At 54.2% G+C, this 23,360-nt stretch carries 29 protein-coding genes; 5 read left to right on the top strand and 24 right to left on the bottom strand.

Annotated features, from left to right (window positions below; translation table 11 throughout):
* Nucleotides 1–55 precede the first annotated feature (55 nt).
* Nucleotides 56–805 carry a hypothetical protein gene (locus tag ACR0IU_RS20925; protein ID WP_480717617.1) on the top strand — a complete coding sequence of 250 codons (750 nt, stop codon included), beginning with the start codon at nucleotides 56–58 and terminating at the stop codon, nucleotides 803–805.
* A gap of 58 nt (nucleotides 806–863) precedes the next feature.
* Nucleotides 864–1,388: a redoxin domain-containing protein gene (locus ACR0IU_RS20920; protein WP_480717616.1), complete on the top strand. Its 525-nt coding sequence runs from the start codon at nucleotides 864–866 to the stop codon at nucleotides 1,386–1,388.
* Nucleotides 1,389–1,557: 169 nt separating this feature from the next.
* Here the strand turns inward: ACR0IU_RS20920 and ACR0IU_RS20915 are convergent, their stop codons facing one another.
* Nucleotides 1,558–3,018, bottom strand: coding sequence for a catalase (locus ACR0IU_RS20915; protein WP_480717615.1), 1,461 nt, complete (start codon nucleotides 3,016–3,018; stop codon nucleotides 1,558–1,560).
* A 96-nt stretch (nucleotides 3,019–3,114) separates the two neighbouring features.
* Here ACR0IU_RS20915 and ACR0IU_RS20910 point away from each other — a divergent pair, with 96 nt between their 5' ends.
* Complete coding sequence (locus tag ACR0IU_RS20910; protein ID WP_480717614.1) at nucleotides 3,115–4,059, top strand: hydrogen peroxide-inducible genes activator; 945 nt, start codon at nucleotides 3,115–3,117, stop codon at nucleotides 4,057–4,059.
* An 85-nt stretch (nucleotides 4,060–4,144) separates the two neighbouring features.
* Here the strand turns inward: ACR0IU_RS20910 and ACR0IU_RS20905 are convergent, their stop codons facing one another.
* From ACR0IU_RS20905 to ACR0IU_RS20875, 7 genes are read right to left on the bottom strand one after another with little or no spacing between them, the layout of a single operon-like run.
* Nucleotides 4,145–4,510 carry a c-type cytochrome gene (locus tag ACR0IU_RS20905; protein ID WP_480717613.1) on the bottom strand — a complete coding sequence of 122 codons (366 nt, stop codon included), beginning with the start codon at nucleotides 4,508–4,510 and terminating at the stop codon, nucleotides 4,145–4,147.
* A 39-nt stretch (nucleotides 4,511–4,549) separates the two neighbouring features.
* Nucleotides 4,550–5,077 carry a hypothetical protein gene (locus ACR0IU_RS20900; protein ID WP_480717612.1) on the bottom strand — a complete coding sequence of 176 codons (528 nt, stop codon included), beginning with the start codon at nucleotides 5,075–5,077 and terminating at the stop codon, nucleotides 4,550–4,552.
* 13 nt (nucleotides 5,078–5,090) lie between these two features.
* Nucleotides 5,091–5,906, bottom strand: a complete 816-nt coding sequence (locus ACR0IU_RS20895) for a formate/nitrite transporter family protein (RefSeq protein WP_480717611.1) — start codon at nucleotides 5,904–5,906, stop codon at nucleotides 5,091–5,093.
* Between the two features lie 6 nt (nucleotides 5,907–5,912).
* Nucleotides 5,913–6,473 carry a hypothetical protein gene (locus tag ACR0IU_RS20890; protein ID WP_480717610.1) on the bottom strand — a complete coding sequence of 187 codons (561 nt, stop codon included), beginning with the start codon at nucleotides 6,471–6,473 and terminating at the stop codon, nucleotides 5,913–5,915.
* Complete coding sequence (locus tag ACR0IU_RS20885; protein ID WP_480717609.1) at nucleotides 6,470–7,069, bottom strand: SCO family protein; 600 nt, start codon at nucleotides 7,067–7,069, stop codon at nucleotides 6,470–6,472. The genes ACR0IU_RS20890 and ACR0IU_RS20885 overlap by 4 nt, the downstream gene beginning before the upstream one ends.
* Complete coding sequence (locus ACR0IU_RS20880; RefSeq protein WP_480717608.1) at nucleotides 7,069–8,529, bottom strand: cbb3-type cytochrome c oxidase subunit I; 1,461 nt, start codon at nucleotides 8,527–8,529, stop codon at nucleotides 7,069–7,071. The genes ACR0IU_RS20885 and ACR0IU_RS20880 overlap by 1 nt, the downstream gene beginning before the upstream one ends.
* Entirely contained in the window at nucleotides 8,530–9,039 is a 510-nt protein-coding gene (locus ACR0IU_RS20875; protein WP_480717607.1) for a cupredoxin domain-containing protein, read from the bottom strand. It lies immediately after the preceding gene.
* A 105-nt stretch (nucleotides 9,040–9,144) separates the two neighbouring features.
* Here ACR0IU_RS20875 and ACR0IU_RS20870 point away from each other — a divergent pair, with 105 nt between their 5' ends.
* The gene (locus tag ACR0IU_RS20870) at nucleotides 9,145–9,609 is read left to right on the top strand and encodes an Rrf2 family transcriptional regulator (RefSeq protein WP_170781369.1); all 465 of its coding nucleotides are present in this window, start codon (nucleotides 9,145–9,147) and stop codon (nucleotides 9,607–9,609) included.
* A 33-nt stretch (nucleotides 9,610–9,642) separates the two neighbouring features.
* On the opposite strand, the gene ACR0IU_RS20865 is transcribed toward ACR0IU_RS20870, so the two are convergent.
* The 10 genes from ACR0IU_RS20865 to ACR0IU_RS20820 all read right to left on the bottom strand — a co-directional run bounded on the left by ACR0IU_RS20865 (nucleotide 9,643) and on the right by ACR0IU_RS20820 (nucleotide 16,731).
* Complete coding sequence (locus tag ACR0IU_RS20865; RefSeq protein WP_170781370.1) at nucleotides 9,643–9,807, bottom strand: hypothetical protein; 165 nt, start codon at nucleotides 9,805–9,807, stop codon at nucleotides 9,643–9,645.
* Complete coding sequence (ccoP, locus tag ACR0IU_RS20860) at nucleotides 9,794–10,666, bottom strand: cytochrome-c oxidase, cbb3-type subunit III (RefSeq protein ID WP_480717606.1); 873 nt, start codon at nucleotides 10,664–10,666, stop codon at nucleotides 9,794–9,796. The genes ACR0IU_RS20865 and ccoP overlap by 14 nt, the downstream gene beginning before the upstream one ends.
* Nucleotides 10,657–10,824, bottom strand: coding sequence for a cbb3-type cytochrome c oxidase subunit 3 (locus tag ACR0IU_RS20855; RefSeq protein ID WP_480717605.1), 168 nt, complete (start codon nucleotides 10,822–10,824; stop codon nucleotides 10,657–10,659). Before ACR0IU_RS20855 ends, ccoP begins: the two co-directional genes overlap by 10 nt.
* Nucleotides 10,821–11,552 carry a cytochrome-c oxidase, cbb3-type subunit II gene (gene ccoO, locus ACR0IU_RS20850; protein WP_480717604.1) on the bottom strand — a complete coding sequence of 244 codons (732 nt, stop codon included), beginning with the start codon at nucleotides 11,550–11,552 and terminating at the stop codon, nucleotides 10,821–10,823. Before ccoO ends, ACR0IU_RS20855 begins: the two co-directional genes overlap by 4 nt.
* Before the next feature lie 6 nt (nucleotides 11,553–11,558).
* Nucleotides 11,559–13,181 (bottom strand): cytochrome-c oxidase, cbb3-type subunit I, encoded by a 1,623-nt coding sequence (gene ccoN / locus ACR0IU_RS20845; RefSeq protein ID WP_480717603.1) that lies wholly within the window; start codon nucleotides 13,179–13,181, stop codon nucleotides 11,559–11,561.
* Nucleotides 13,182–13,191: 10 nt separating this feature from the next.
* Complete coding sequence (locus ACR0IU_RS20840; protein WP_480717602.1) at nucleotides 13,192–13,461, bottom strand: TehB-like domain-containing protein; 270 nt, start codon at nucleotides 13,459–13,461, stop codon at nucleotides 13,192–13,194.
* Entirely contained in the window at nucleotides 13,458–14,201 is a 744-nt protein-coding gene (locus tag ACR0IU_RS20835) for a DUF2189 domain-containing protein (protein ID WP_480717601.1), read from the bottom strand. The genes ACR0IU_RS20840 and ACR0IU_RS20835 overlap by 4 nt, the downstream gene beginning before the upstream one ends.
* Nucleotides 14,198–14,617, bottom strand: coding sequence for a group III truncated hemoglobin (locus ACR0IU_RS20830; RefSeq protein WP_480717600.1), 420 nt, complete (start codon nucleotides 14,615–14,617; stop codon nucleotides 14,198–14,200). Before ACR0IU_RS20830 ends, ACR0IU_RS20835 begins: the two co-directional genes overlap by 4 nt.
* Nucleotides 14,618–14,723: 106 nt before the next feature.
* Complete coding sequence (locus ACR0IU_RS20825) at nucleotides 14,724–15,620, bottom strand: catalase (protein WP_480717599.1); 897 nt, start codon at nucleotides 15,618–15,620, stop codon at nucleotides 14,724–14,726.
* 154 nt (nucleotides 15,621–15,774) lie between these two features.
* A complete protein-coding gene (locus tag ACR0IU_RS20820; RefSeq protein ID WP_480717598.1) occupies nucleotides 15,775–16,731 on the bottom strand; it encodes a catalase in 957 nt (318 codons plus the stop codon).
* A 96-nt stretch (nucleotides 16,732–16,827) separates the two neighbouring features.
* Here ACR0IU_RS20820 and ACR0IU_RS20815 point away from each other — a divergent pair, with 96 nt between their 5' ends.
* A complete protein-coding gene (locus ACR0IU_RS20815) occupies nucleotides 16,828–17,286 on the top strand; it encodes a MarR family winged helix-turn-helix transcriptional regulator (RefSeq protein WP_480717597.1) in 459 nt (152 codons plus the stop codon).
* Between the two features lie 1,387 nt (nucleotides 17,287–18,673).
* On the opposite strand, the gene ACR0IU_RS20810 is transcribed toward ACR0IU_RS20815, so the two are convergent.
* The 6 genes from ACR0IU_RS20810 to ACR0IU_RS20785 all read right to left on the bottom strand — a co-directional run bounded on the left by ACR0IU_RS20810 (nucleotide 18,674) and on the right by ACR0IU_RS20785 (nucleotide 23,359).
* Nucleotides 18,674–19,771: a M56 family metallopeptidase gene (locus tag ACR0IU_RS20810; RefSeq protein ID WP_480717596.1), complete on the bottom strand. Its 1,098-nt coding sequence runs from the start codon at nucleotides 19,769–19,771 to the stop codon at nucleotides 18,674–18,676.
* Entirely contained in the window at nucleotides 19,758–20,153 is a 396-nt protein-coding gene (locus tag ACR0IU_RS20805) for a BlaI/MecI/CopY family transcriptional regulator (RefSeq protein WP_480717595.1), read from the bottom strand. Before ACR0IU_RS20805 ends, ACR0IU_RS20810 begins: the two co-directional genes overlap by 14 nt.
* 65 nt (nucleotides 20,154–20,218) lie before the next feature.
* On the bottom strand, nucleotides 20,219–20,620 hold the full coding sequence (locus ACR0IU_RS20800) for a DUF2160 domain-containing protein (RefSeq protein ID WP_170474755.1): 402 nt from the start codon (nucleotides 20,618–20,620) through the stop codon (nucleotides 20,219–20,221).
* A gap of 8 nt (nucleotides 20,621–20,628) precedes the next feature.
* On the bottom strand, nucleotides 20,629–21,426 hold the full coding sequence (locus tag ACR0IU_RS20795; protein WP_058280831.1) for a carbohydrate ABC transporter permease: 798 nt from the start codon (nucleotides 21,424–21,426) through the stop codon (nucleotides 20,629–20,631).
* Complete coding sequence (locus ACR0IU_RS20790) at nucleotides 21,423–22,286, bottom strand: carbohydrate ABC transporter permease (protein WP_260027296.1); 864 nt, start codon at nucleotides 22,284–22,286, stop codon at nucleotides 21,423–21,425. The genes ACR0IU_RS20795 and ACR0IU_RS20790 overlap by 4 nt, the downstream gene beginning before the upstream one ends.
* Complete coding sequence (locus tag ACR0IU_RS20785) at nucleotides 22,283–23,359, bottom strand: ABC transporter ATP-binding protein (protein WP_480717594.1); 1,077 nt, start codon at nucleotides 23,357–23,359, stop codon at nucleotides 22,283–22,285. Before ACR0IU_RS20785 ends, ACR0IU_RS20790 begins: the two co-directional genes overlap by 4 nt.
* Nucleotide 23,360 lies beyond the last annotated feature (1 nt).

Raw genomic sequence — 23,360 nt, 5'->3', positions numbered from 1 at the left:
TGCAATATATTTCTCTCTATAGTAGCGACTCGCTATCTTATATTTGGAGGCAACCATGAAACTCTCAATACTCACTTCCACTCTGGCCTTGTTCATCGGCAACACAGCACTTGCTGATGGGAACCATGCCATTCATCAAGGGGGCGCCATCATATCTTCGGCAGACGCCAGCAAAGTCGCGGACTTTGACATTCTGGCTGCGCACGCGCACCGCAATGGAAACACCGTCACTTTTCACATGACAACGAATGGAGCGGCTGGCGCCTCGGTTCCGGTGGCAACCGGAGAGGTCGGTGGATCAGACGTCTGGTCATATGTCTGGCCTACGTCTTTGGACCCTTCGGCCGTTGGGTTCGAAGGCGGCACAGGCATCCTTGCAATGGCCGCGACCAGTCATCCAGATTTCGATGACACACCGCTTTTTGACGAAAACGGCGACGGCGATCCGTCAAATGACGGCATCGAATGGCACAGCCACTGGGTTGTGTTGACCCCGACCGAAGCGTGCGGACCCGACGCACTTGCCGTTCGTGATATCCCCGAAGGTTCCACTCCCAAGCTACCTGCGACATGGCCTGGGTTCCCGATCTTTCTGGACAGCCCTGGGTTTACGCCACTGTTTGACGGCCCGGAAATTTCAGTGAATGTCGGTTTTGCAAGCGACGTAAAACTGGATGCTATCGCTTACGATGGCGTCACTTCAGCCTTACGCGTGAACGCGAATATCCATGCGCCCTTGCTATGCGTCACAGATGTTTTCGACGTCGCATCTGGCGATCTGAGCCTGCCGGGCAAGCTTCACTGAATTGCGAAAGTGCAGCCGCCGATCCCAAGGCGGCTGCCTGCTAAATAGGACGAGGAAAATGCAATCGCCAGAACTAGACGTATCGGAATGGTTTAACACAGACACACCCCTGACTTTAGACGGCTTAAAAGGACGGGTTGTCCTTATTGAGGCATTTCAAATGTTGTGCCCAGGATGCGTCCTGCACGGCATTCCCTTGGCACAGTCGGTTCAGAGGACCTTTCCCGAAGAGAAGGTAACCGTAATTGGCCTGCACACTGTGTTCGAGCATCACAGTGCTATGACACCGGTATCTCTGAAGGCTTTCTTACATGAATATCGCATCACTTTCCCTGTTGGCGTGGACAAACAGGGCGCAGGACCATTGCCAAACACAATGTCTCGCTTCGGCATGCGCGGAACACCAAGCCTTCTCCTGATCGATCAGGCAGGACGGATCGTTGTGCATCACCTTGGACAGGTTTCTGAGCTGCAATTGGGGTCTGAGATTGGAAGTCTTCTGACACAGCGGGCCGTGTCGGCCAAAGGCGGCCCCGTCTCTGTCGGTCAACGTGAAGATACAGCAGGTCGCTGCAATGTGTGAACGGGCCGTGGCGCCCGGACACGGAAAGAAAAGTTGCCATTGGCGATCACAAGAACCCGATTTTACCGACCACAGCGACAGGAAACCCAATTCCGCGCTACGTTGCTCGTCCTCGAACGCCACACGGCATCGCGCAAGTTCCCGAAGGTCGGGAACTTGCCAATTGATTTCACTCAGGAGGGTCACGCTCGATGCTCATACCAAGAGCCTTTGCGACGCCGGCGCCATACGCGGGATCTGCCTCGAGGCAATTCGATATGTGGCGGATCTGGATTTCCTTCCTTGCAGCTCCAATCGCGCGCGCGGTGTTTTCGAACAGCACTTTTTGCTGCTCCGGTGTCATCAGGCGGAACAAATCACCGGGCTGCGAGAAATAGTCATCATCCTCGCGGTGGTTCCAGTGATCCGCAGCACCTTCGATGGACAAAGGTGGTTCAGAGAAATCCGTTTGCTCGGACCATTCTCCATGCATGTTGGGTTCATAGCCAATCCGAGATCCGGCATTGCCGTCGACCCTCATCGCGCCATCACGGTGGTAGGAATGATACGGGCATCGCGGCGCATTCACCGGGATCTGGGAATGGTTGACACCCAACCGATACCGCTGAGTGTCGCCATAGGAAAACAGACGTCCCTGCAACATCTTGTCCGGCGAAAAGCTGATACCAGGAACAATTGTGGAAGGCGCGAAGGCAGCCTGTTCCACCTCGGCAAAGTAGTTCTCGGGGTTCCGGTTCAATGCCAGTTCGCCAACCTCAATCAGCGGATAGTCCCCATGCGGCCAAACCTTGGTCAGATCAAACGGGTTGAGGTGATACGTACTCGCATCCTTCTCTGGCATGACTTGGACATAGAGCGTCCATTTGGGAAAATCACCGTTTTCGATAGCGTCGTAAAGATCACGCTGATGGCTTTCGCGATCGCTGGAAATGATCTGCGCAGCTTCCTCGTCGGTAAGGTTTTTGACCCCCTGCTGGGTTATAAAATGGAACTTGACCCAGAAACGCTCGTTATCCGAATTGATAAAGCTGAATGTGTGGCTGCCAAAGCCGTGCATGTGCCGGTAGGTTGCGGGAATCCCGCGATCAGACATGACAATCGTCACTTGAAGCAAAGCTTCGGGAAGGCTGGTCCAGAAGTCCCAGTTGTTATCCGCACTGCGCATGTTGGTCCGCGGATCGCGTTTGACGGCGTGGTTAAGATCGGGAAACTTCAGCGGATCGCGAAGGAAAAACACTGGGGTGTTGTTGCCCACCAGATCCCAGTTGCCTTCCTCGGTGTAAAACTTGATCGCAAAGCCTCGGATATCCCGTTCCGCATCCGCTGCGCCACGTTCTCCTGCAACGGTCGAGAAGCGCAGGAAGAGATCAGTTTTCTTGCCAACATCAGAGAACAATTTGGCGCGTGTATAGCGGGTGATGTCGTGAGTCACTGTGAATGTACCGTAAGCACCGGACCCTTTGGCATGCATCCGGCGTTCGGGGATCACTTCGCGATCGAAATGAGCCATCTTCTCGAGAAACCAAACATCCTGAAGCAGCGCAGGGCCGCGCGGCCCCGCAGTCAGAGTGTTTTGATTGTTGGGTACTGGCGCGCCAAATGCGGTGGTCAGCCTCGGTTTGCTCGTCATGTCAATCTCCTGAGTTGGTATTGGCAGGACAAAACCGAAAACCGCCAAATTACTCCAACTTATATAAATTATCCGATCGATAATCAGAGGTGATGCATGGTCAGAAGAACCTCTGTAGCCGGTCTTTCACTCAGAGATCTTGAGTACATTCAAAGCATTGCCGAAGAAGGCCATTTTGGCCGGGCGGCTGATATCTGTGGGGTTTCACAACCTGCAATCAGCCAACAGGTATTGAAGCTGGAGGCCCGACTTGGGTTCTCAATTTTCGAACGACAGGGACGGCATATCTCTTTGACGCAAAATGGCCGGATAGTTCTGCAAAAAGCAGAAACCCTTCTGACAGAGGCCCGTGAACTGTTGGAATTGTCACTGAGCCTAAGTGACAATCTGGAAGGTGAGTTAAAATTCGGAGTGCTTCCAACGCTTGGACCATACCTGCTCCCGCTCATCCTGAAGTCTCTCAAATCGGCTTATCCCAAGTTAAGGTTGTCACTGTTCGAAGAACCCACCCATGTTCTTGAAGAGATGCTCGCCAAACGAGCGCTGGACGCTGCGCTGATCGCAACCGACCCGAAACAGCCTGCACTAAGTGCACTTGAGCTGTTTCATGAACCATTTGTTTTTGCCTGTCCCAAGGATCTGGATCTCCAACCCAATGAGAAGGTTCGCTGGTCCAAGGTTTTATCCTCACAGCTCATTCTGCTTTCTCAGGAACACTGTCTACGGGATCAGACCGTTGCGTTTTGCGACCGGATTGACCGACCAAGACAAAGAGTGGCCAGCAGTCTTGAGATGCTCCGACAAATGGTCGCGTTGGGAGAGGGTTGCGCGCTTTTTCCAGCATTGTCGGTCAGTGGCCCCGACCGTTTCGGCGGCCTGGCAACAACACATCCCATTGCGGATGGGGTATTTGGCCGTTCCATCAGACTGGCATGGCGCGACAGTGATCCGCGCTCGGGGTCGCTTGAACACTTCGGGACTTTCATTCAGACCCTTATGGCTGCCCCGGAAATGACGCGGTATTTGAACGGAAAAGCTTAGAGCCTGACCAACCACGGAGAAGGCAAATTAGCGTTTCTTTGAGGGCAAGCGTGCAAGATGCCATCAAAGAAATGCCGTCAGTCTGTCACTGCAGGGATTCCAGATAAGCCAGCAGGTCTGAGATTTGATCCGGCTTCTTTATTCCGGGGAAGGACATTTTCGTACCCGGCAGATACGTTTTGGGAGACGCTAGGAACCCGGATAAGTGTTCTTCATCCCAAACAAACCCGGCTTCCCCCATCACTGTTGAGTATTTGTAGCCTTCCACGGCGCCAGCTTCTCGGCCCCAAACGCCAAACATCGTTGGACCTACCTTTTTCTTACCTTCGTCAACTGCATGACATGCGGCACATTTTTTAAAGACTTTTTCGCCTGCCGCCGCGTCGCCTTCTGCGGTAGCGCTCTGGGCACTCGCCAGCACTATAGTGGTAGCCACAACAATACCTCTCATGAGATCGTTCCTTTCTTTTGATGACAGACATTTGAGAACTCAGAGTTGGACCGAAACTGCAGTCCGTTTTGTTTTTCGGAACAGGCTGCGCATTTCCCGATTGCCAGCCCAGAAAAGAAAGCCGATCTTCAGAAATTCAGCCGCGACGTAGAGCAAATGCATTGAGCTGTCCTCGACCGGTTGACCCGCGATGATCAATAGCGTTCGCGTATTCAGCAAAGGTAGGAGCCAAAGCCTTTGAAATCCGAATACGCAGAGCGCGGCAATTAATGGCAACGACGGTTTCTGCCGGAACCACATAAGAAGAACTATAATCAAAAGCGCGCAATACGCTTCGAATACGCCAATCCACAAGAATTGCATCCGCCCAACGTCCAAGGCGACCGGCAATGTCAATGAGGGGGCTTGGAACTTGGCCGGAGCCGCGATCAAGTTACCGCTAATTGCAGCGCCCATCCAAACAGAGATAGTTGCAATCAGTGCAATGCGGGCGGCCTCAAAAAGAGGCTCGGCTTCGGACTGTCGGTTTTCAGAGACAGCGATTTTGACAGGTTGTGTCACGCTCATGATCGCGCCCTCACTAGACAGGATGTTTGGTTGACGCGGGCCTCGCGACATCCTTAACCGTGGGTTTCGACGCCGCTCGCCAGTAGCCGTAGCCCATGATCCCGGCACCGGCGAATGCGTTGCCCAAAGTGACATACGTCAAATTGTGGGCGGCTCCGGCCAGAGTTATGCTGTCGGGGTGATCTGAGATCAGCGCTAGTGAAAAAACAGTCATATTCGCAATGCTGTGTTCAAACCCGGCAGCGATAAATGCATACAGGCACCAGAAGATGACGATGCATTTGGTAACGTCGTCTTTTGCGCGCGCCGAACACCACAAGGCGAGACAAACCAGCCAATTGCAGAGGATCGCTTTGGCGAACAACTCCAACTCGGTGCCGTGCATCTTCTTGGTGGCCACCTTGTAGAGCAAAGCGTCTTCGCCTGCTCCCAAGATAAGTCCACCACCGCCTGCGACGAACAGAAATGCCAGCAACATAGCCCCTATCAGATTTCCTGCCCAACTGACGAACCAGCACCACAGCACATCCGACCACACAGTACTTTTGGCAAGCAATCCGTGCGTCATGTACATGGTGTGACCAGTGAACAGCTCGGCTCCGGCAAAGACCACAAGGGTCAGGGCTATACCGAAGCTGGCCCCCATGACGATGGGACGGATGGACGGATCCACTCCCTGCCCAACAGAAAAGATCAGCAAGATACCAGCACCAACAAAGGCCCCAGCTTTCAAGGCGAGGATCAGGAAAGCAATTGGATCAGAACGCAGGCTGGCGCCTTTCTTTTGCGCCAGTTCCGCAAATCCGATGACTGAATCAGCATAGGTCATTGCGCTTTACACCCCACAGCTTGCGTAGCCGGTCGAATTCGACCTATGGCCACAAGAATTTCCAAACAGGATCGGGATGGCCCAGAGACAGGCGAGACCAGCAGCGAGGTAGAGAAAGGCCATGCCCAGATCTTGCTGAGCGGAAACCAGATAAGAATTGCAGATCCTGATCGACGCGTGCGTGTACAGAAAGCCCAGCACACCCAACATCGACAGCGCATTCGCCTTCAGGAACCCCCGCAGAACCGGACCTAACCAGGGCCAGGACAATCTCAGGGGCACACCCAACAACAGTGGCAAGCTTAGGTATTTGGCAACTTCGCCCGTCGACGTCAGCGCCCAATCGACATTTCGCGGAAGCATCCAGAATAGAAAGACCGTCAAGGCAACAAGCAGCAATGGAACCGCAAAGTCTTGTCGAAATTGCCTGTTCCAGGCCAACAAAACCCCGGCAAGAACCAGCAATGGCATTTGCACCAAGACATGCCGGAACGGGTTTTCAATAACCGCATACCGAAGAGCAATGGCCTCGGCCGCCGCGAGTAATGCAAGGCCAAGCAACTTCATGAGCTGCGCTCCTCCAAATGGGCCAGAACAGCTTCAATCGCATCGGTGTCAAACACCGCCGAAAAGCGTCCTTCGCTGTCAATCACATGGATTGCGGCATTGTGCTGAAACCCGCCCCATTCATCCGGGATGACGGTCACGTCAAACAGCTCCAACAACAACGGCAGGTCTTCTGACGCCGGTCGGGCGACAGTCCACATATTGCCGTCCGCCTCATGGGCTTCTCCGTAAATCGCCATCTGTTCGGGCGTGTCCCGCTCGGGATCAAAGCTGACCGAAATCATCCGGACGGGCACTTCACGCAGTTCCAGGTTATCCCGGATCTCAGCAAAATCCGCCGCTGCAACCTGACAGATATCACCGCACACGGTGTAGATAAACTCGACCAGAACCACTTCGTCGCCTTGCGGCAACAGGGGCATCAGCTGACCTGACATATCTTCCAATTGTAGGGTCGGAATTGGACGTGGTGCGCGCACCACATCCAATCTCCGTGCGGCTTCGCTGGTGAATGCCTTCCCTTCGTCTGTAGCATGCCAGAGAGTTCCCAGGCCGATAGTCGCGACCAGAACCGATGGAAGAGCGCGCGCCATCATCAGCCGTTACTCCGCCCAAGACGCAACACAAAGCGCAAAACAAAAGCCAATGTTGCCAACACGATAAGCACGCTGAACAAAGTGCCTATACGGTCGTGCATCAGCCATTCTTCATAGTGCACTGCCCAGCGACGTGGGATCGAAGCAGCGCCAGAGAAAAGAAACACCGTCACAAACCCGGCCGCACCCGCGAGGTAGGTCACAAAAGCAACACGGTCCAGCCCGCTCATCTGGGCGATGGTTTTGCCACGGACCAGCCAGGCCATGAACCCAAAGGCCATCGCCACTTCGCCCAGCAGCAAGTAGGTGTGGAAATGCCCCGGGACCCACATTGTATTGTGCATCACCTTGTTCACACTGATCATCCCGTCGATCGATGCGGGGATCGACCCTACAGACCAACCCGCCACAGACAAAACCAAGAGCGAGGACGTCAGATCCCAGGTCATTTTCGAGCCGCGCACGTAGAAGAATGTGGAGAACGCCGTGACCGCGATGAGGGGAATGCCGCTGAAGTACGAAACGAGTTGCCCGATCACCAGCATCCAAGCTGGCATGACAACATCTTGCAGCAGATGGTGCCAGTAAACGGCCATCACGAAGATCAGTACCGCATTCCAAGCTATCGCAAACAGACGGTTCGATTTCCAGGGCTTGCCGGTGTATTCCGGCAGGATTTCATAAACCGCAGTCACCGCCATATAGATCGAGGCATTGATGAAAACGTGGCCAAAGAAATAGATCAGATTCTTGGCCAGCAGCGCGTTCACTTCAAAACCCGGCACCAGCAGGTGGACAAGGCTCGCCATCAATACTGCCGCACCAAGTATGATACCGATCGAGTTGAAAATAGTCACCGCAGCCGCTGCGACGATCGTTGGCGGTGGAGGGTTCTTGTCCTCACGCCCAAGGATCAGGTTCCAGCCTAGGGCGCGCGCAAGGCAGCCATAGCGGGCATGAATCTGACGACCGAGCTCCAGATAGTACAACAAAAAACCTACGCCGATCGAAACATATCCGAGCATAAACGCAGCCGCTGCGCCTGCCTCCCACGCTCCGCCGGACATTGCCGGTAACGGATACAGGAATGTCCATGCGCCGCCATATCCGCCGATGAATATCGAGCCCAGGATTAAGGCCACGCCCAACAAAAACAGGGCAAGGAAAGCCCAGAAAATTCCAGCTGTCAGAACTATGTGACGGCCGCAAAAACACCACATGATCGCGGCGCCAGACAGCGCGGCTGTCCCAACCATGCCGGCGCCATGGGCTGTCAGCAACTGGTAAAACAAAGCCGGATCCACTTCGATCCATTGGCCCTGCGCCGCACGCATGAGCAAGCCAAAGACCATCATCAAGGCAAAGACTGCGCCTGAGAGGATCATGGTAAGCTTGACTGCCCCAGCCTGGGGTTCAGTGGCGTTTGAATTTTCCGCGACAAGTTCAGATACAGCGCTCATTTAGTCCTCCACCTCGACGACTTCGAATTCGTTGACCATGTCCTGATGCGCCACCCCGCAGAACTCCATGCACAGGACATGGTAAGTGCCGGGTTCATCGAACGTGTAAGAAACTTCGGTTGTGTAGCCGGGGATCACCTGGACCTGCGTCAGAAGGCGGAGGTCTGAAGTGTAAATGCCCAAACCGTGAGTAACATCTTCGGTCGTGGCGCTAAAATTGATTGGCGTTCCAGCAGGGATCTCAACTGTGTCGATATCCCACCACCACTGCCCACTAGTGATAGAAACGGTGATGGCATCGTCTGTACTGGCCAAAGCATGCGGCCATGGTCGCAATGAGCCGACTGCCACGACTACTCCGACAATCGTCATGGCCCAGATCAAGCCCGCACGCCTCGAGTTAGCATTGGGTCCTGGTTCCGCCCCGTTCGAGGCATGAGCGGCCTTCCAGAAGACGAGTGACAGCGCTGCCATCAGGACCAGCGAGATCAATAGTACAACAGGCTGCATGAGCCATCTCCTTATTAGGCATTTTAAATACCTAATATAAGCGTTAAAAAAAGGTGTCAACAAAATAGGCATTTTCAAAACCTATTTTTTATGGGAGATATAGCCATGCAAATTACAAAGTTCTCCGACTATGCCTTGCGCATCCTGATCCACCTCGCCACCCATGAAGAAGGGTTAATGTCGACCCGTGAAATCGCTGCGATGCAAAACTTGCCCTTCAATCACCTGGCCAAGATCTCCCAGTGGCTTACACACGAGGGCTACGTAGAATCCGTGCGCGGACGCAACGGAGGCATGCGAATGGCCTTGCCTCCCAATGCGATCTCGATTGGCGGCCTGCTGCGAAAATCCGAACGCGGTACCCCTTTGGTTGAGTGTATGAAAGAAGACGGCGGCTGTTGTGTGATGACGCCTGCCTGTGGGTTGCTGCCAATCCTGACTGAAGCTCAGGAGGCGTTTTTTGCCGCCTTGGACAGCAAGACATTGCAGGATGTCTTAGAGGGGAATCGCGGAATGAAGAACTTGATCCGAGCGCTAGAAGTTAGTCATGCACTGGCTTCAGATCATTAATACGCAAATTGAAATCGTATAAATCCACGATTTTCATTTAGCTGCACCAGGCACGGCACCCTCAATCGCCTGCCCTTCCCAGGCCTCGAATGCCATCGACAGGTGCCATGCCTTGAACCCGATGTAGCCAATCAGCAGAAGCAGGATTATCAGATACATTGCCTTGCGGAATCGAGGGTTTTCTTCAGCTTGGTGCATCTTCTGAATTCCAGAGTAGGTAAAGTGTCAGCATTCGGATCTGAGCGTCATTCAAACGTCCATCCCATGCCGGCATCACACCCTGTCGACCAAAATGGATGCTGTTGTAGATAGCCTCGCGGTCGCCCCCATAGATCCAGCTTTCATCCCCCAAATCTGGCGCACCTATTTCATATCCCCCGCGGCCGTCATCACCGTGACACACCGCGCAATTTTCTTCGAAAACCAATCTGCCATTTTCGGCCGCCCTCGCATCATGCTGCCGTCCAGACAGGGACAAGACAAATTCCGTGACCTCCTTGACCTGCTGCTTATCGATCATACCATCCGCACCAAAGGCAAGCATCTGTGCGACCCGTGTATCGTCATGCTGCGCATTGATCCCATATCGAATGGTCGCCTCTATCTCTTCCGGCGAGCCTGACCACAGCCAATGACCATCCACTAGATTGGGGAAGCCAACCTGCCCTTTCAGATCATTCCGGTGACAAGCGGCACAATTGTCAGCGTAAAGCTTGGAAATCGACGCGCTATACCGCGCCTCAAGCGTGAGGTCTGCGGCCAGTTCCTCAATATCCCCGGAAGCGAAAGGCGCGAACGTCATCTCTCGATCTGCATCAGCTTGCAGAAGTGCCGTCGCAACTTCTGCACGCGAGGAATAGCCAAGAACCCCCTTCGCGTAGTCACGCAAACTCGGGAAAGATGGGTAAAACACCCAATACAGCGCTGCTATGATGATACTGATCCAAAGCGCCCAACGGGCAGCCCAGGGAACAGGTGTGTCCAACTCTTTGATGCCGTCCCATTCATGGCCTGTCAGATCGGTGCCGGTGACGGGATCCTTTTCCCTCATCGACATGGCTGATCCTCCCGACTGTCGAGTGGGGATTGGGCGGCATTGTCGTAAACTTTCCGGCGCGAGGGCCAATAAGTCCAAATCGCTGCAGCTAAGAAGACGACCAGCAGGTAGATAGCGCCCCAAGTCTTGGAGAAAACGAGAACTGTATCATGTGTCATCGTTGGACCTCCTCAAGGTTCAACGAGTCCAGATCGGCTAATGTGCCAAGAACCTGAAGATAGGCCACAAGGGCATCCATTTCCGTCAGCTTGCCCGGTTGCCCGTCATAATCCCGAACCTGAACATTTTCTCCGTAACTTGCCTGCAATTCTCCTTCAAAGTACTGCTCAGCATCCGCCTGCCATGCGGCGTCCTTTTCGGCGTTTTCGATTTGGGCGTCCGTATAAGGTACACCAGCCCGGCTGAGCGCTGCCAGCGAGGCAGGTAAATGCCCAGTCGCAAGGCGCGTCTCGGACAAATACGCATAGCCCGGCATGATAGACCCCTCGACCAGCTCTCGCGGCGCTTCCAGATGGGCTACATGCCACGCATCCGAGTATTTGCCGCCAATGCGCGCCAAGTCCGGCCCTGTACGTTTCGAGCCCCATTGAAACGGATGGTCATACATGCTTTCGGCAGCCAGGCTGTAATGCCCATAGCGTTCGATGTCCGACCGTAGGGTACGGATCATTTGGCTGTGGCAGGCGTAGCAGCCTTCGCGCACATAGATATCGCGCCCGGCAAGTTCCAGCGGCGTGTAGGGCCGCATGCCTTCGACCTTTTCCACCGTGTTTTCGATCGTGAACAACGGCGCGATTTCGACAATTCCACCGATCGATGCAACCATCAGTATTGCCATGGCAAACCCAAGTGAATGGCGTTCGAGTTTTTGGTGCTGAATACTCATTGGGACTTACTCCGCCGGCTGCGGGACCAACGGTCCGGCTTCCCGGGTTTGGGCCTTTTTCGGCCCACTAACAGTCATGTAAATGTTGTATGCACCGATGCAGGCTCCGATCAGATACAACAGCCCCCCAATCGCACGGGCAACATAGTAGGGATGCATCGCGATCACACTGTCGAGGAAGGAATAGAGGAAAGCGCCGTCCGCATCATAGGTCTGCCACATCAGCGATTGCGTGATGCCGCTGTTCCACATCGCGCCGACGTAAATCAGCGTTCCGCTCAGGGCGAGCCAGAAGTGCCAGGCTTCCAGCCGCAAGGAATATACGCCTTCGCGCTTCCATATCCAGGGCCCCAATTTGTACAAGGCACCAAAGGTGATGAAGGCAACCCAACCCAAGGCGCCGGCATGAACGTGCCCAACCGTCCAGTCGGTATAGTGGCTTAGCGAGTTTACCGGGCGGATCGCCATAAACGAACCTTCAAATGTCGACAGCCCATAGAACAAAATTGCGACCATCATGAACCGGACCGCCGGGTCCGTCCGGACCTTATCCCAGGCCCCGTTGATCGTGAGGATACCGTTGAAAACTGAGGCCCAACTGGGGACCAGCAGAATGATCGACATGGTCATGCCAAGATACTGAACCCAGTCAGGCAGGGCCGTATAGTGCAGGTGATGCGATCCGGCCCAGAGGTACAGAAAAGTGATCCCCCAGAACCCCACAATCGACATGCGGTACGAATAGATCGGCCGATTCACAGCTTTGGGCAGGAAGTAATAGAGCATCCCCAGGAACCCTGCCGTAAGCAGGAATCCAACTGCGTTGTGCCCGTACCACCACTGCGTCATGGCATCCTGTGTCCCCGAAAAAAGCGAGTAGCTTTTGGGGTAAGCTATGGAGACAGGGACCGAGAGGTTGTTCACCGTATGCAGCATCGCGATGACGACGATAAAAGCCAGATAGTACCAGTTGGCCACATAGATATGCGGCTCTGCCCGGCGCGAGAGGGTCTTTAGATAGAGCGCGAGGTACCCTACCCATACAACCAGCAACAAAAGATCCGCATACCATTCCGGTTCCGCATATTCCTTGGATTGGGTAATCCCCAAGGGGTAGCCGGTCGCCGCAAGGACCATGAAAAGGTTATAGCCCCAAAACACCATCCAAGGCAGTGTTTCACTTGCCAGCCTTGCCCGCGAGGTGCGCTGAACCACGTAGAACGAAGTTGCGATAAGGGCATTGCCGCCAAATCCGAAGATTACCGCAGACGTATGTACCGGACGCAGCCGGCCAAAGTTCGACCAGAACATATCCCCGTTCAATGCCGGAAAGGCCAACTGCCAAGCTAGAATGTCTCCGACGGTAAAACCGACCAAGGCCCAAAATAGCGCAGCTATGACACCGTAACGCGTGACCTTGTCGTTGTACTCAAACGGAATGTCCCGGACTTCTTCGCTCATGCGGGTGATCATCCAGAGCAACCCCCAACCGGCGAAGATGGCGATCATCCAGCCATGCAGCACATAGGCAAGAGGTACACCCCAACCAAGAATGGCCGCTCCGCCGACCAGAACTATGGCAAGGGCACAGAGGACCAAAACGTTTTCGATAGTATTGTTATTCAGCATCTGGCCTCTCCTACCGGTGAAAACGCACTTCGAATGCGACCTCTCCTATGGGGTTCACAGAGTGAGTCTCTTGAGACGCAAAGATCGCCGTTTCACCCGCAGCCAGTACCAAGTCATCTTTGTTGTCCCGGCGCAGCAACAGCTGGCCGGATTGCACTGCCAACTGCCCCCAGACACCGGCTTTCGTGCTGTGATCCTTGCGTAGTTTTTCTGGCAGAGTCTCGTGCGTGAATTGCAAAGTCGCATAGTGCACCACGCCTTCTGGAAGGACTTCTGTCATTCTGCGTCTCCATGGAAAAGCTCGGCATAGGCATGCCAGGTTGAATATCCCAGCAAAGGGAAAACTACGGCCAGCCCTAGCAGACCTGTTAGAAACCCCAACAAAGTCAGCGCGGTAATTGCACTGCCCCAACACAGGCAAAGTCGAAAATTGTGAGTGGTGGCATTAAAACTCAGCCCCATCGCTGAGAAGCCATCGATCTTGCGATCTACGAGCATCGGTAGCGAAAAGGCTGAGACAGCGAACCCCAAAGATGCAAACAATCCGCCGATCAAAGATCCAGAGATCAACAAAGCCCAGCCCGACGGTGTGCTGATCATCAGCAGTTGAGTATCAGCGAATCCAGAGAACGGGCGCAGACCATATACAATGGCGAACATGACTGTCGCGGCACGTATCCAAGTCAGGGCGAACACCATGAGGATTGCGCCGACCAGAGCAATCTGCCCCTTCGCGACGACGGGTCCAGTGTCACCGCTGGCGATCGAATACAAACCAACGGTGGCAATGGGCCCAACAAGCACGCCACCAGCCAATAGTGGCAGCAGAACCCAACCTTGACCACTGAGCACAAGCCCCGCGACACACGCCCATCCCAACAGAACAAGCGCAATGCCGTAACATAGTGAGTACACAAGGTTCGCTTTGAAATCGCGCCACCCGGCTCGCAACCAACGCTTCACGACTTGGATTGGCGGCTCGGGAATGACCTGCGCTTTTGAATACACCGGCATGGTCATGACAACACCGGCGGGGCACCCGCCTCACGACGGAAGTTTTCGATCCCAAAGGTCAAACCTTTACCAATCCGGTTGGCCAAATGAACAAAAGCTTGGGCTGTTTCTGGCTTTAAAACCTGATGCGCGGTTTTTTCAAACAGGTCGAGCCACATGGGGAAATGCTCAGGTAGAACATCCGAATTCGCCAGATGAACCTGCATTGGATTTCCGGAATATCCAGGTTCTCTTAGGATCGCACCGCGCCAAAACGAAGCGATCTTTTCTTCATGCGCCTTCCAATCCTGAATGGCCTCGTTGAACACAGGCCCCAAATCGGGATGTGCCCTTACCTGCACATAAAACCTGCAGACCAATATCCCAATTTCTTCGGCGGAAATTTCAAACATCTGTGGTTTGGCCACCGTTACAGCTGACATCAGAATCTACTCCATTTCAGGCTCCCTTTTTTGCCTTCTATAATAGGTATTGTCAATACCTATTATAGAAGGCGCTAGAACCCCTGACTGACACCAAACCGGCCCCTTAGACGGATCGTCTCGCCGCAGATTCCGCGTAAGCTCCACCTCGCAGGGGAAAAACGTCATCCAGGGGTGCCCGAACTCCTTCAGGCATGCGGGTTGGGTCGAACACCTTTTTGGTGCTTTCTGCACGATCATCCGGTAGCTCAACCTCAATTGCTCCAAGATTAACCGCGGTATGTGCTCCACCCCATGGCACAGTCGGATCAGACACGTTGTCAGAGACGTTCGCGATCACCAACTTCAACGACCAACGAGCGGGGCCGTCGCAGAGCTTTTCCAGGAACCTGTCATGAAGGAAGTCATCGGACAGGGTTTCCATTTCTTCCCCGGTCAATCCCAAGCGCCCGCCCTCCGGCTCCAGCAGAATTCGGGCAAAGATATCCCTTCCACTCAAATCAAACCGATAGGCATGACCGGAGTGGTAGCGTTCGGACGAATAGCAACGACAAGGTGCGACAGACTTTAGATATTGTTGATGCGGCACCGTGTTGGGGTTTGCCTCATTAAAGGCTTCTACCAACTTCGGGTCCGGAGCACCGGTATCCGGATCAGGAATACGCGCAGCAAGAAAAGTCCGGAATTGTATAGCCGAGTTGGCAAAGAAAACCGGGCTCGAAATTAGCGTCAGAACCCAAGCCTCCGATCCATTTCCGATCTCCAGCCCGATCCCACGTACCGTAGGACTTTTGTCACTGATGCCCGGCTTACCGCCCCCAACGGAAAAGCGCGCTGTAACCTTGCATTCACTGCTCAACATCGGGATCTGAACTCTCGGCTCCTCCACTGTAGGACAAAAACGCCCCTGTGCTGTAAACCCCTTTGCGTGTGACGCGCGATAGCCGTTGTGGCGGCCAAACGTTCCATTCAAAGCGTCGATCAGTTTCACTGCCTGTGACATGACGTGCTCCTTTGTCAGTTATCGAGCAGGCCGGGAAAGCCCTCTTACAAGATGGCGTTATTGCCCATGAATATTGCTCATTAAGAATTCGTATTTCCGGTAGCGCAGAGCATCACAGGAAATTCGTTGATCCGCCGGTTTAACGGATCCATAGTTATTCTTTTTCAGACAACCGCTTTCCCACTCCATGTGCGTAGATCAACGATCGCGCTTGCAACATGGGATCATTGGATGGCGCAAAGCCTTCGCTCAAGATCAGCGGGTCAAAGTTGATCTCGTCACACCGACCTTCGACCTCGGTCATCGCATCATTCGCTGTGAAGCGCGCCGCAACGATTTCTGTGTGATCGCCGGTCCACTGAACAGAGGGATCTTCAACATCGTCATCGGTGTTAGCCAGAACGATAACCATATCCCAAGACACGCCCCCGCTGGCGATATTGACTTGCATGTTTTCGATGAAGAAATCGGGGTGTGTGTCAACAACGATGCCCTCCTGCCCCGATGGTCGGAAATAGAACCGCATCGCAGTTTCTTGACCAGCGTCGTTCACAAGAAGGAAAGAATTCACGCTGTAGTAGGTTGTACCCTCATGCGGTCGAAGGGACTTATCCAACGCGCCATGATACTCGCTGTAGGTCTTCAATGAAGGATTGGCCGCTGCAAACGCCTTGGTTGCTTCCGCTCCTGCGGCCTTGGCGCGCAGAAGTTCGATGAACGCTTCGCTCGTCGGCACCGGAAAGAAGTGTTCGGTATTCATGGCAATCACGTGCAGGTCATCATCCGGCGTCGTGATCTCCATCGATAAACCAAGTAGCCCGTATTTGTCGTCGGCCGGGTCTGCCTTACCACCTTTATGAGACACACGTGCAATAATCGAAGATTCAGTCGTGAACAAAGGGCTGTTGGAATATGCCTTGATTGCCTGATCTACCGGCGCAAACGTGCCCTCAACGCAAAATCCTTTGGTGTGGTTGCGGCGTTTACCCTCAGTCACACCAAACAAGTTTTCGAAGGCAGCGAAACCTTTCTCAAAGTCGAAGTCTTCTTCAGCAACAATATTCGTCGCCGCCACACAAAAGCCCATAGCCAATACGCTGCGTCTGATCATTGCATCCTCCTTTAGTTTTATTAGCTAGCTATTACTTAGCTACCTAATTATTTGCAAGTAAAAATTTCACGTGCTAAACTCCACAAGATTAAACCAATGAAAGTGGCCACCTTGTCCAAGACAAAAAAGTCAGACACCGGCGCAGATGTTCGGCTGGACAATCAATTGTGTTTCGCGGTTTACGCCGCTTCGCACAAGATAGAGCAGCATTATCAGATACTTCTAAAGGCCCAGGGGCTAACCTACACCCAGTACTTGGTTTTGATGGCATTGTCCGAAGAAGATGGTGTTTCCATTTCTACTTTGGCGAAACGGCTTGACGTTTCCGGAGCGACAATGACGCCATTATTGCGGCGCCTCGAAGAAAAGGGCCTGTTACGGCGTGAGACTCAGGACGGGAACGAGCGTCAGAAGATTGTCACTCTAACTGAAACGGGGCGCAGCATCTGGATAAAAAGCTGCGGAATTTCATCTGAAGTCTTTTCCCAAATTGGCCTTACTCAACATGAGGCAGACGATATCATCCGAATTTGCAAGAAGATCGCAGGCATGTAATCCGTTGTCGAAATGCGAATGACACCTCAGGCTTTCTCTAAAATTCTCCAAATACTATTCCAGAACCTCCAGGCCAGTGCCCGCTCTTTGCTATGTCCGCTGCAACCCAGACGAAGGCGCTCCTGCTGTATCAAACAATGAACTTCGTTAGGGGGGTGTTATGTGAACCGCATTCACGTTGAGCGCGCCTTATCTTCTGACCAGTCGAACCAGCATTTCAATCCCCCAGATTACAGTCATTGATCCGGTGCGCGGAGAACGTCTGTTTCGAGCCGAGGTTGTGTGAAAACTCCGGCCCACGAGCTCTCTCGTCGCACTCGTTTTCAGCGCTGTGAAAATCCTATCAGACGAGCGCTAGCGGGCGGGTAAATCATCTGGGCCCAAGGATGGTATTGTTCCCCTTTGCATTCCTCACCAAACAGCGTTTCGAATGGCAGGGTCACGCAGCCACTAGATATTTATAGCCGTCATATCATACATTAGACATGTCTGAGGTGTGCTATGCGAACCACCTTAAGGTTGTTTCACCACTCGTCGAAATCCTTATCGTTCGCATCGCCGGCTTCATGAATCTCTTGCTTTTTATATGCCGAATAGATGCGATGCGATTAATGACGCGATCGATCTCATCCGCCTCGCCTGCGGTTTGACCGGCTGCAATCAGTTTGAACTGCGGTTCAAAGTCTTCAGCGAGTTCCGCGTCACAGATGCCCAGACTATCATTGGCCTATCCAATCGCGACAGGCTCCGCAAAATCTTCTTCCCACATCTCATTGAGACAGGCCATCGTATCAAACTCGGGATCGTTCTCACCGAACTATTCCGCTGCTTCCTCTGGCCATTTGAGCCTCTCAAAAATGACTTTATTACTGTTAGCTATTACTCCGTGCCTACCATTTGAGCGCTCCGCTGTGCTCGTCCTAGACAGTTAAGGCGGCGTTCAACGGCGCTCAGTCCGGCGTCGCTCGTTGTTAGTGGCCGGTCTAGGCTGAGTGAAGGTCGTCAAGCCCCACCCAATTGTTCGGTTTCTGCGCTGCACCTGAGATCCGAAAGAAGCCCAATTTGACGGAAGCTGCATCTTGAAGGAGTGACTGCGAAGCTATGATTACTGCCATTGGTCTGCGCAAGGCGGACTATGGCTGACCTTCATCTGCAGGTTTCGATGCTGCGTTGCAGCAGGTTGGAGCCGCCATTGGCTGCTATCAAATCGTTCTCGGACAATCGATGTCGAGCAACACGGGCGCCCGCATTAGAGCCGGTGATAGCGGCACATTGAACCCGGACTCATTGAAAACCAGCAGCATCGTAGCGCCGCATTTGCGACCAGCTTGCTAGAAAACCGGTGGGGCCGACTTTCCAATCCAAGCCGGACTTAAAATTCGGCCTTTCAATTTCCCTGATTCCGAGCTTCCAGCCGTTCTAGATTTACAACCGTCGAAAGCATAAGACGATCATGGCTCCAATCCTGGGTTTGACGAACCGAGGCAGACCCAATGGCAAGCACAACAACCAGAGAAAGCGTCAGCCCAAAGTAATTTGCTGACAATTGTGTGGTCGTTACGGGCGCATCGGTCAGGGCGATCACACGCTGGCGCAGAACATGCTTTGCTTTCGGCCCGTTAACCAGGGCCACACGAAGAATGCGAGGGTTTTTCAGATTAATAGATCGTGTGCAGTAGTCCAGTAGACAGGTGGTATAGTCGGTCGCGTCAATGCCTTTACGCGAGACGACAGACTGGTCGCAGGCCAATTCGCGAAGCCGATCAAACTGATGTTTCATGGCCAGATAGGCCGGGTTCCAAAACAGCAGAGGACGCATAAGCTCGAAACCCAGTTCCCATTCCACGTCCAGCGCGCGGATGTGCTGGAATTCATGCGCCAGAGCAAAGCGCAAATCGCGTGGCGAGTTTAGCAAATGGCTGGGCAAAACGACGTGACGGCGACGAAGGCCGCGCACTGCAAAAGGCACAGTTACGCGATCTGAAAGGCGAATGTCCACCTTTGCCGACTGTCGCCAAAGAAAGCTGGACCGTACGGCCTTGCGAATTGTAAGCGCGTTGCGGACAACCCGAATTGCCAGAACAGCCGATAGAAGAACCAGCGTAATCAGCGCGCAAGTTACGAAAACAGAGCCGCCTGACAAGACATAGTCGAGCCAGCGTTCGCGCGTATTCAAAAGGGTTTCGAACTGCGCAGCGGGCATGGCGATTTCGCCGCGCAAATAGGCCGCCACTGCGATATCCCCCAGCGCGACAACACGTCCGGGCCACACCTGAGCGACAAAGCCCGAAACACCGATCGCCAGAACCGGGCTGAGCATAACGCCGATGCAAAGTATCTTGAGCGAACGAAGCTGAGCAACAAAGCCGTACCGCATGGGCGTCAGCGCAAGGCCTCCGCGCAAGGCCAGCCAGATCAGCGCCGACAATCCAAGCACAATGTTGAACTCGAGAAACGCATCGAGAACCGGTTTAACCGCTGTCATTTTGCAGTCTCCTATCTACCAGTGCTCGAATCTCCTCTAGATCATCTTCTGTCAGCCCCTCATCGTCGACCAGCCTTGCAACCAGAGTTGCGGGTGTGTCGTCAAACAGGGTCCGGGACAGATTCTGCAACGACCGCGACTGATACCTGTCCTTCTCGAGAAGGGGTCTGTAGATCAGCGACTTGCCATTCTTCTCACTTTCGACAAAGCCCTTCTCATCAAGGATCCGCAAAATTGTGGCCCCGGAAGTGTAGGCCAGATTGCGATCAGGTGGCAGGCGATCAAGGACTTCACGGACCGTGCCCTGACCAAGCGCCCAGAGTTCGTTCATGAACTCAAGTTCCACTTCGGTCAGAAGATTTGTTGTCTTTTTCTTTCGCATCAATCTCGGTGTCGCCATTATTAGTATGTCTGACAGACAAGCATCCTTTCGCTGTTTCGCAAAGCCTAAACTTTCCAAAAGACGAAGACGCCCCAACCGATGGACAGGAAAAGCGGCGTCCAGACCGGTTGTCCGACCAGCCCGAGCCAGGCCAGGAAGATATAGGTCGAGCCCAGCAGGGTGATGAACAACCGATCCCCCAGCGTGGTGGTCAGTCCCAGCACGCCGCGCCGCTCGATCCCGTCTCGGAATTTGAACCCTTCCAGCAAACCAATTAGGGCGATGGCCGAAAAGATACCGATGAACACCGCCAGTGTTGCCGGAGTCCATGCCATCCAGAAATCCGGCCACAAAGGAGCGGTCCACGAGAAACCTTTTTCCTCTTGCTGGCCGACACTGCCCCAACCGGCCTGTTGGGCATAGGCCACTGAAGGCAGGAAGGGCAGAGCGACAAGAAGTTTACGCATATCGAACCTCACACACGTCCCATCGCGAAACCGCGCGCGATGTAGTTGCGGACAAACCAGATGACGATGGCGCCGGGGATGATGGTCAGCGTGCCGGCGGCGGCCAGCAGGCCCAATTCGTACCCCGCGCTGGAAGCGGTACGGGTCATCACGGCGGCAATTGGTTTGGCTTCGACCGCGGTCAGGGTTTTGGCCAGCAGCATCTCGACCCATGAGAACATGAAGCAGAAGAAAGCAGCGACACCGACGCCCGCTTTGATGTTCGGTAAGAAGATCGTCACGAAGAAACGCGGGAACGAGTAACCGTCTACATAGGCGGTTTCATCCAGTTCCTTCGGGATGCCGCGCATGAAGCCTTCCAGTATCCACACCGCCAGAGGCACGTTGAACAGCGTGTGTGCCAGCGCCACAGCCAGATAGGTGTCGAACAGGTGGATCGACGAATACAGCTGAAAGAACGGCAGCGCGAACACAGCCGCAGGGGCCATCCGATTGGTCAGCAGCCAGAAGAACAGCTGTTTGTCCCCCAGGAACCGGTAGCGCGAGAACGCGTAGGCCGCAGGCAGCGCCACGCAGACCGAGAGCACCGTGTTGATCGTCACGTAGATGATCGAGTTGATATACCCCCAGTACCACGTCGGGTCGGTGAAGATGGTGATGTAGTTCTCCAGCGTGAAGGTCTGGGGGAACAGGGAAAAGCCCGACAAGATCTCGTTCGTTGTCTTGAAGGACATCGCCACCAGCCAATAGATCGGTAGCATCAGAAACGCGATATAGAGGATCGGGATAAGGGACCGCTTCTTCATTGCGCGTCATCCTTTGTCATCAGAGTGTAGAAGACCCACGACACAAGCAGCGTGATGGCGAAGTAGATCAGGCTCATCGCGGCTGCAGGGCCAAGGTCGAACTGTCCCAGCGCGATCTTCACAAGATCGATCGACAGCAAGGTGGTTGAGTTGCCGGGGCCGCCGCCGGTCAACACGAAGGGCTCGGTGTAGATGTTGAAACTGTCCATGAAGCGTAGCAAAACGGCGATGGTCAGGACGGTTTTCATCTTGGGCAGCTGGATGTAGCGGAACACTGACCACGGGCTGGCACCGTCAATCTTGGCAGCCTGATAATAGGCGTCAGGGATCGAAACGAGGCCCGCATAGCACAGCAACACCACAAGCGAAGTCCAGTGCCAGACATCCATAACAATGACGGTGATCCAGGCCGAAAGCGGCTGTTGAGTCATGTCATAGTTGACGCCCAGAACGTCATTCAGGAAGTATCCCAGCAGGCCAATCTTGGGCAGGGTGAAGATGTTCCACATTGACCCAACCACGTTCCACGGGATCAGCATCGGCAGGGCCATCAGCACCAAACAGACCGGCACCCAGAACCCTTTGCGGGGCATCGACAGGGCCACGATGATGCCCAACGGCACCTCGATCAGCAGGATCAGGAAAGTGAACAGGAATTGCCGACCCAGCGCGGCTTGGAAGCGGTCGGATCGCAGGATCTGTTCGAACCAGCCCAGACCTTCCCAGAAGAACTGGTTGTTGCCGAAGGTTTCCTGCACCGAGTAGTTGACCACTGTCATCATCGGCACCAGCGCGTTAAACGCGACCAGCGCCAACACCGGTAGGACAAAGAACCATGCCTTTTGGTTTTCCGTTCTCATAGCGCCCGCTCCTCGGTTGCGATCCAGCCGTCGCGATAGACACGGGATTGTTCAGGTTTGAATTGCAGGAAGACCTGTGATCCGGGCTCGGGCACGCTGTGTTCAGTCACGGCCTTGAGCGCCGTGTCGCCGACCATCGCGCTGACAACGTAGTGGCGGCCGATGTCCGAAACTTTGGCTACATGTGCCGGGATGCCGGTGTCGCCGAAGCCTACATATTCAGGGCGGATGCCCAGATCGGTTCGGCCTCCGTCGCCATGGGTCGGGCCTTCCAGCACAACCTCGTGACCTTCGAACACCGCGCGGTCGCCCTTGGCCTCACACGGCAACACGTTCATGCCGGGGGAGCCGATGAAGTGGCCGACAAAGGTGTGTTGGGGCCGCTCGAATAGCTCAACGGGCGTGCCGATCTGCACCACTTCACCTTCCTGCATCACTACGACCTCGTCCGCAAAGGTCAGGGCCTCAGTCTGGTCGTGGGTCACGTAAATCATCGTGGCTTTGACGCGTTGGTGCAGCTCTTTCAGCTTGGAGCGCAGTTTCCACTTCAGATGCGGGTCGATCACGGTCAGGGGTTCATCGAACATCACGGCGTTCACGTCGTCTCGCACTAGACCGCGACCCATCGAGATTTTCTGTTTGTTATCCGGACTCAGACCCGATGCGCGCGTGCCCAGCATATCCGTGACGTCAAGCATTTCGGCGATCTCATCGACGCGGCGCTTGATTGTCGCCGGGTCAACACCTCGGTTTTTCAGCGGGAAAGCCAAGTTCTCGCCGACGGTCATCGTGTCGTAGATCACCGGGAACTGGAACACCTGTGCGATGTTGCGCTGGTCGGGGGGTAAGGCGGTCACGTCACGGTCGTCAAACAGGATCTGTCCTTCGGACGGCGTCAAAAGACCCGAGATAATGTTTAGCAACGTGGACTTGCCACAACCGGACGGTCCTAGCAGCGCATAGGCACCGCCATCGCGCCAGGTCACGTCGATTTCCTTCAGCGCATAATCTTCCGGGCCTTTCGGCGCAGGCATGTAGCTGTGTCGCAGGTTTGAAAGCTTGATCTGTGCCATG

It is taken from the genome of Ruegeria sp. CL5 (assembly GCF_056536485.1).
This window is presented reverse-complemented; position numbering and strand designations above follow the sequence as displayed.

What these genes read in the sequence shown, in the direction of transcription:
- ACR0IU_RS20870 (WP_170781369.1), top strand. Translation starts at nt 9,145, where the DNA reads ATGCAAATTACAAAGTTCTCCGACTATGCCTTGCGCATCCTGATCCAC.
- ACR0IU_RS20855 (WP_480717605.1), bottom strand. Translation starts at nt 10,824, where the DNA reads ATGACACATGATACAGTTCTCGTTTTCTCCAAGACTTGGGGCGCTATC.
- ACR0IU_RS20895 (WP_480717611.1), bottom strand. Translation starts at nt 5,906, where the DNA reads ATGACCTATGCTGATTCAGTCATCGGATTTGCGGAACTGGCGCAAAAG.
- ACR0IU_RS20805 (WP_480717595.1), bottom strand. Translation starts at nt 20,153, where the DNA reads ATGCGAAAGAAAAAGACAACAAATCTTCTGACCGAAGTGGAACTTGAG.
- ccoP (WP_480717606.1), bottom strand. Translation starts at nt 10,666, where the DNA reads ATGTCGATGAGGGAAAAGGATCCCGTCACCGGCACCGATCTGACAGGC.
- ACR0IU_RS20925 (WP_480717617.1), top strand. Translation starts at nt 56, where the DNA reads ATGAAACTCTCAATACTCACTTCCACTCTGGCCTTGTTCATCGGCAAC.
- ACR0IU_RS20865 (WP_170781370.1), bottom strand. Translation starts at nt 9,807, where the DNA reads ATGCACCAAGCTGAAGAAAACCCTCGATTCCGCAAGGCAATGTATCTG.
- ACR0IU_RS20810 (WP_480717596.1), bottom strand. Translation starts at nt 19,771, where the DNA reads ATGACAGCGGTTAAACCGGTTCTCGATGCGTTTCTCGAGTTCAACATT.
- ACR0IU_RS20795 (WP_058280831.1), bottom strand. Translation starts at nt 21,426, where the DNA reads ATGAAGAAGCGGTCCCTTATCCCGATCCTCTATATCGCGTTTCTGATG.
- ACR0IU_RS20790 (WP_260027296.1), bottom strand. Translation starts at nt 22,286, where the DNA reads ATGAGAACGGAAAACCAAAAGGCATGGTTCTTTGTCCTACCGGTGTTG.
- ACR0IU_RS20815 (WP_480717597.1), top strand. Translation starts at nt 16,828, where the DNA reads ATGAAAGTGGCCACCTTGTCCAAGACAAAAAAGTCAGACACCGGCGCA.
- ACR0IU_RS20915 (WP_480717615.1), bottom strand. Translation starts at nt 3,018, where the DNA reads ATGACGAGCAAACCGAGGCTGACCACCGCATTTGGCGCGCCAGTACCC.
- ACR0IU_RS20900 (WP_480717612.1), bottom strand. Translation starts at nt 5,077, where the DNA reads ATGAGCGTGACACAACCTGTCAAAATCGCTGTCTCTGAAAACCGACAG.
- ACR0IU_RS20785 (WP_480717594.1), bottom strand. Translation starts at nt 23,359, where the DNA reads ATGGCACAGATCAAGCTTTCAAACCTGCGACACAGCTACATGCCTGCG.
- ACR0IU_RS20890 (WP_480717610.1), bottom strand. Translation starts at nt 6,473, where the DNA reads ATGAAGTTGCTTGGCCTTGCATTACTCGCGGCGGCCGAGGCCATTGCT.
- ccoO (WP_480717604.1), bottom strand. Translation starts at nt 11,552, where the DNA reads ATGAGTATTCAGCACCAAAAACTCGAACGCCATTCACTTGGGTTTGCC.
- ACR0IU_RS20920 (WP_480717616.1), top strand. Translation starts at nt 864, where the DNA reads ATGCAATCGCCAGAACTAGACGTATCGGAATGGTTTAACACAGACACA.
- ACR0IU_RS20830 (WP_480717600.1), bottom strand. Translation starts at nt 14,617, where the DNA reads ATGTCAGCTGTAACGGTGGCCAAACCACAGATGTTTGAAATTTCCGCC.
- ACR0IU_RS20885 (WP_480717609.1), bottom strand. Translation starts at nt 7,069, where the DNA reads ATGATGGCGCGCGCTCTTCCATCGGTTCTGGTCGCGACTATCGGCCTG.
- ACR0IU_RS20835 (WP_480717601.1), bottom strand. Translation starts at nt 14,201, where the DNA reads ATGACCATGCCGGTGTATTCAAAAGCGCAGGTCATTCCCGAGCCGCCA.
- ACR0IU_RS20825 (WP_480717599.1), bottom strand. Translation starts at nt 15,620, where the DNA reads ATGTCACAGGCAGTGAAACTGATCGACGCTTTGAATGGAACGTTTGGC.
- ACR0IU_RS20820 (WP_480717598.1), bottom strand. Translation starts at nt 16,731, where the DNA reads ATGATCAGACGCAGCGTATTGGCTATGGGCTTTTGTGTGGCGGCGACG.
- ACR0IU_RS20800 (WP_170474755.1), bottom strand. Translation starts at nt 20,620, where the DNA reads ATGCGTAAACTTCTTGTCGCTCTGCCCTTCCTGCCTTCAGTGGCCTAT.
- ccoN (WP_480717603.1), bottom strand. Translation starts at nt 13,181, where the DNA reads ATGCTGAATAACAATACTATCGAAAACGTTTTGGTCCTCTGTGCCCTT.
- ACR0IU_RS20875 (WP_480717607.1), bottom strand. Translation starts at nt 9,039, where the DNA reads ATGCAGCCTGTTGTACTATTGATCTCGCTGGTCCTGATGGCAGCGCTG.
- ACR0IU_RS20880 (WP_480717608.1), bottom strand. Translation starts at nt 8,529, where the DNA reads ATGAGCGCTGTATCTGAACTTGTCGCGGAAAATTCAAACGCCACTGAA.
- ACR0IU_RS20840 (WP_480717602.1), bottom strand. Translation starts at nt 13,461, where the DNA reads ATGACAGAAGTCCTTCCAGAAGGCGTGGTGCACTATGCGACTTTGCAA.
- ACR0IU_RS20905 (WP_480717613.1), bottom strand. Translation starts at nt 4,510, where the DNA reads ATGAGAGGTATTGTTGTGGCTACCACTATAGTGCTGGCGAGTGCCCAG.
- ACR0IU_RS20910 (WP_480717614.1), top strand. Translation starts at nt 3,115, where the DNA reads ATGGTCAGAAGAACCTCTGTAGCCGGTCTTTCACTCAGAGATCTTGAG.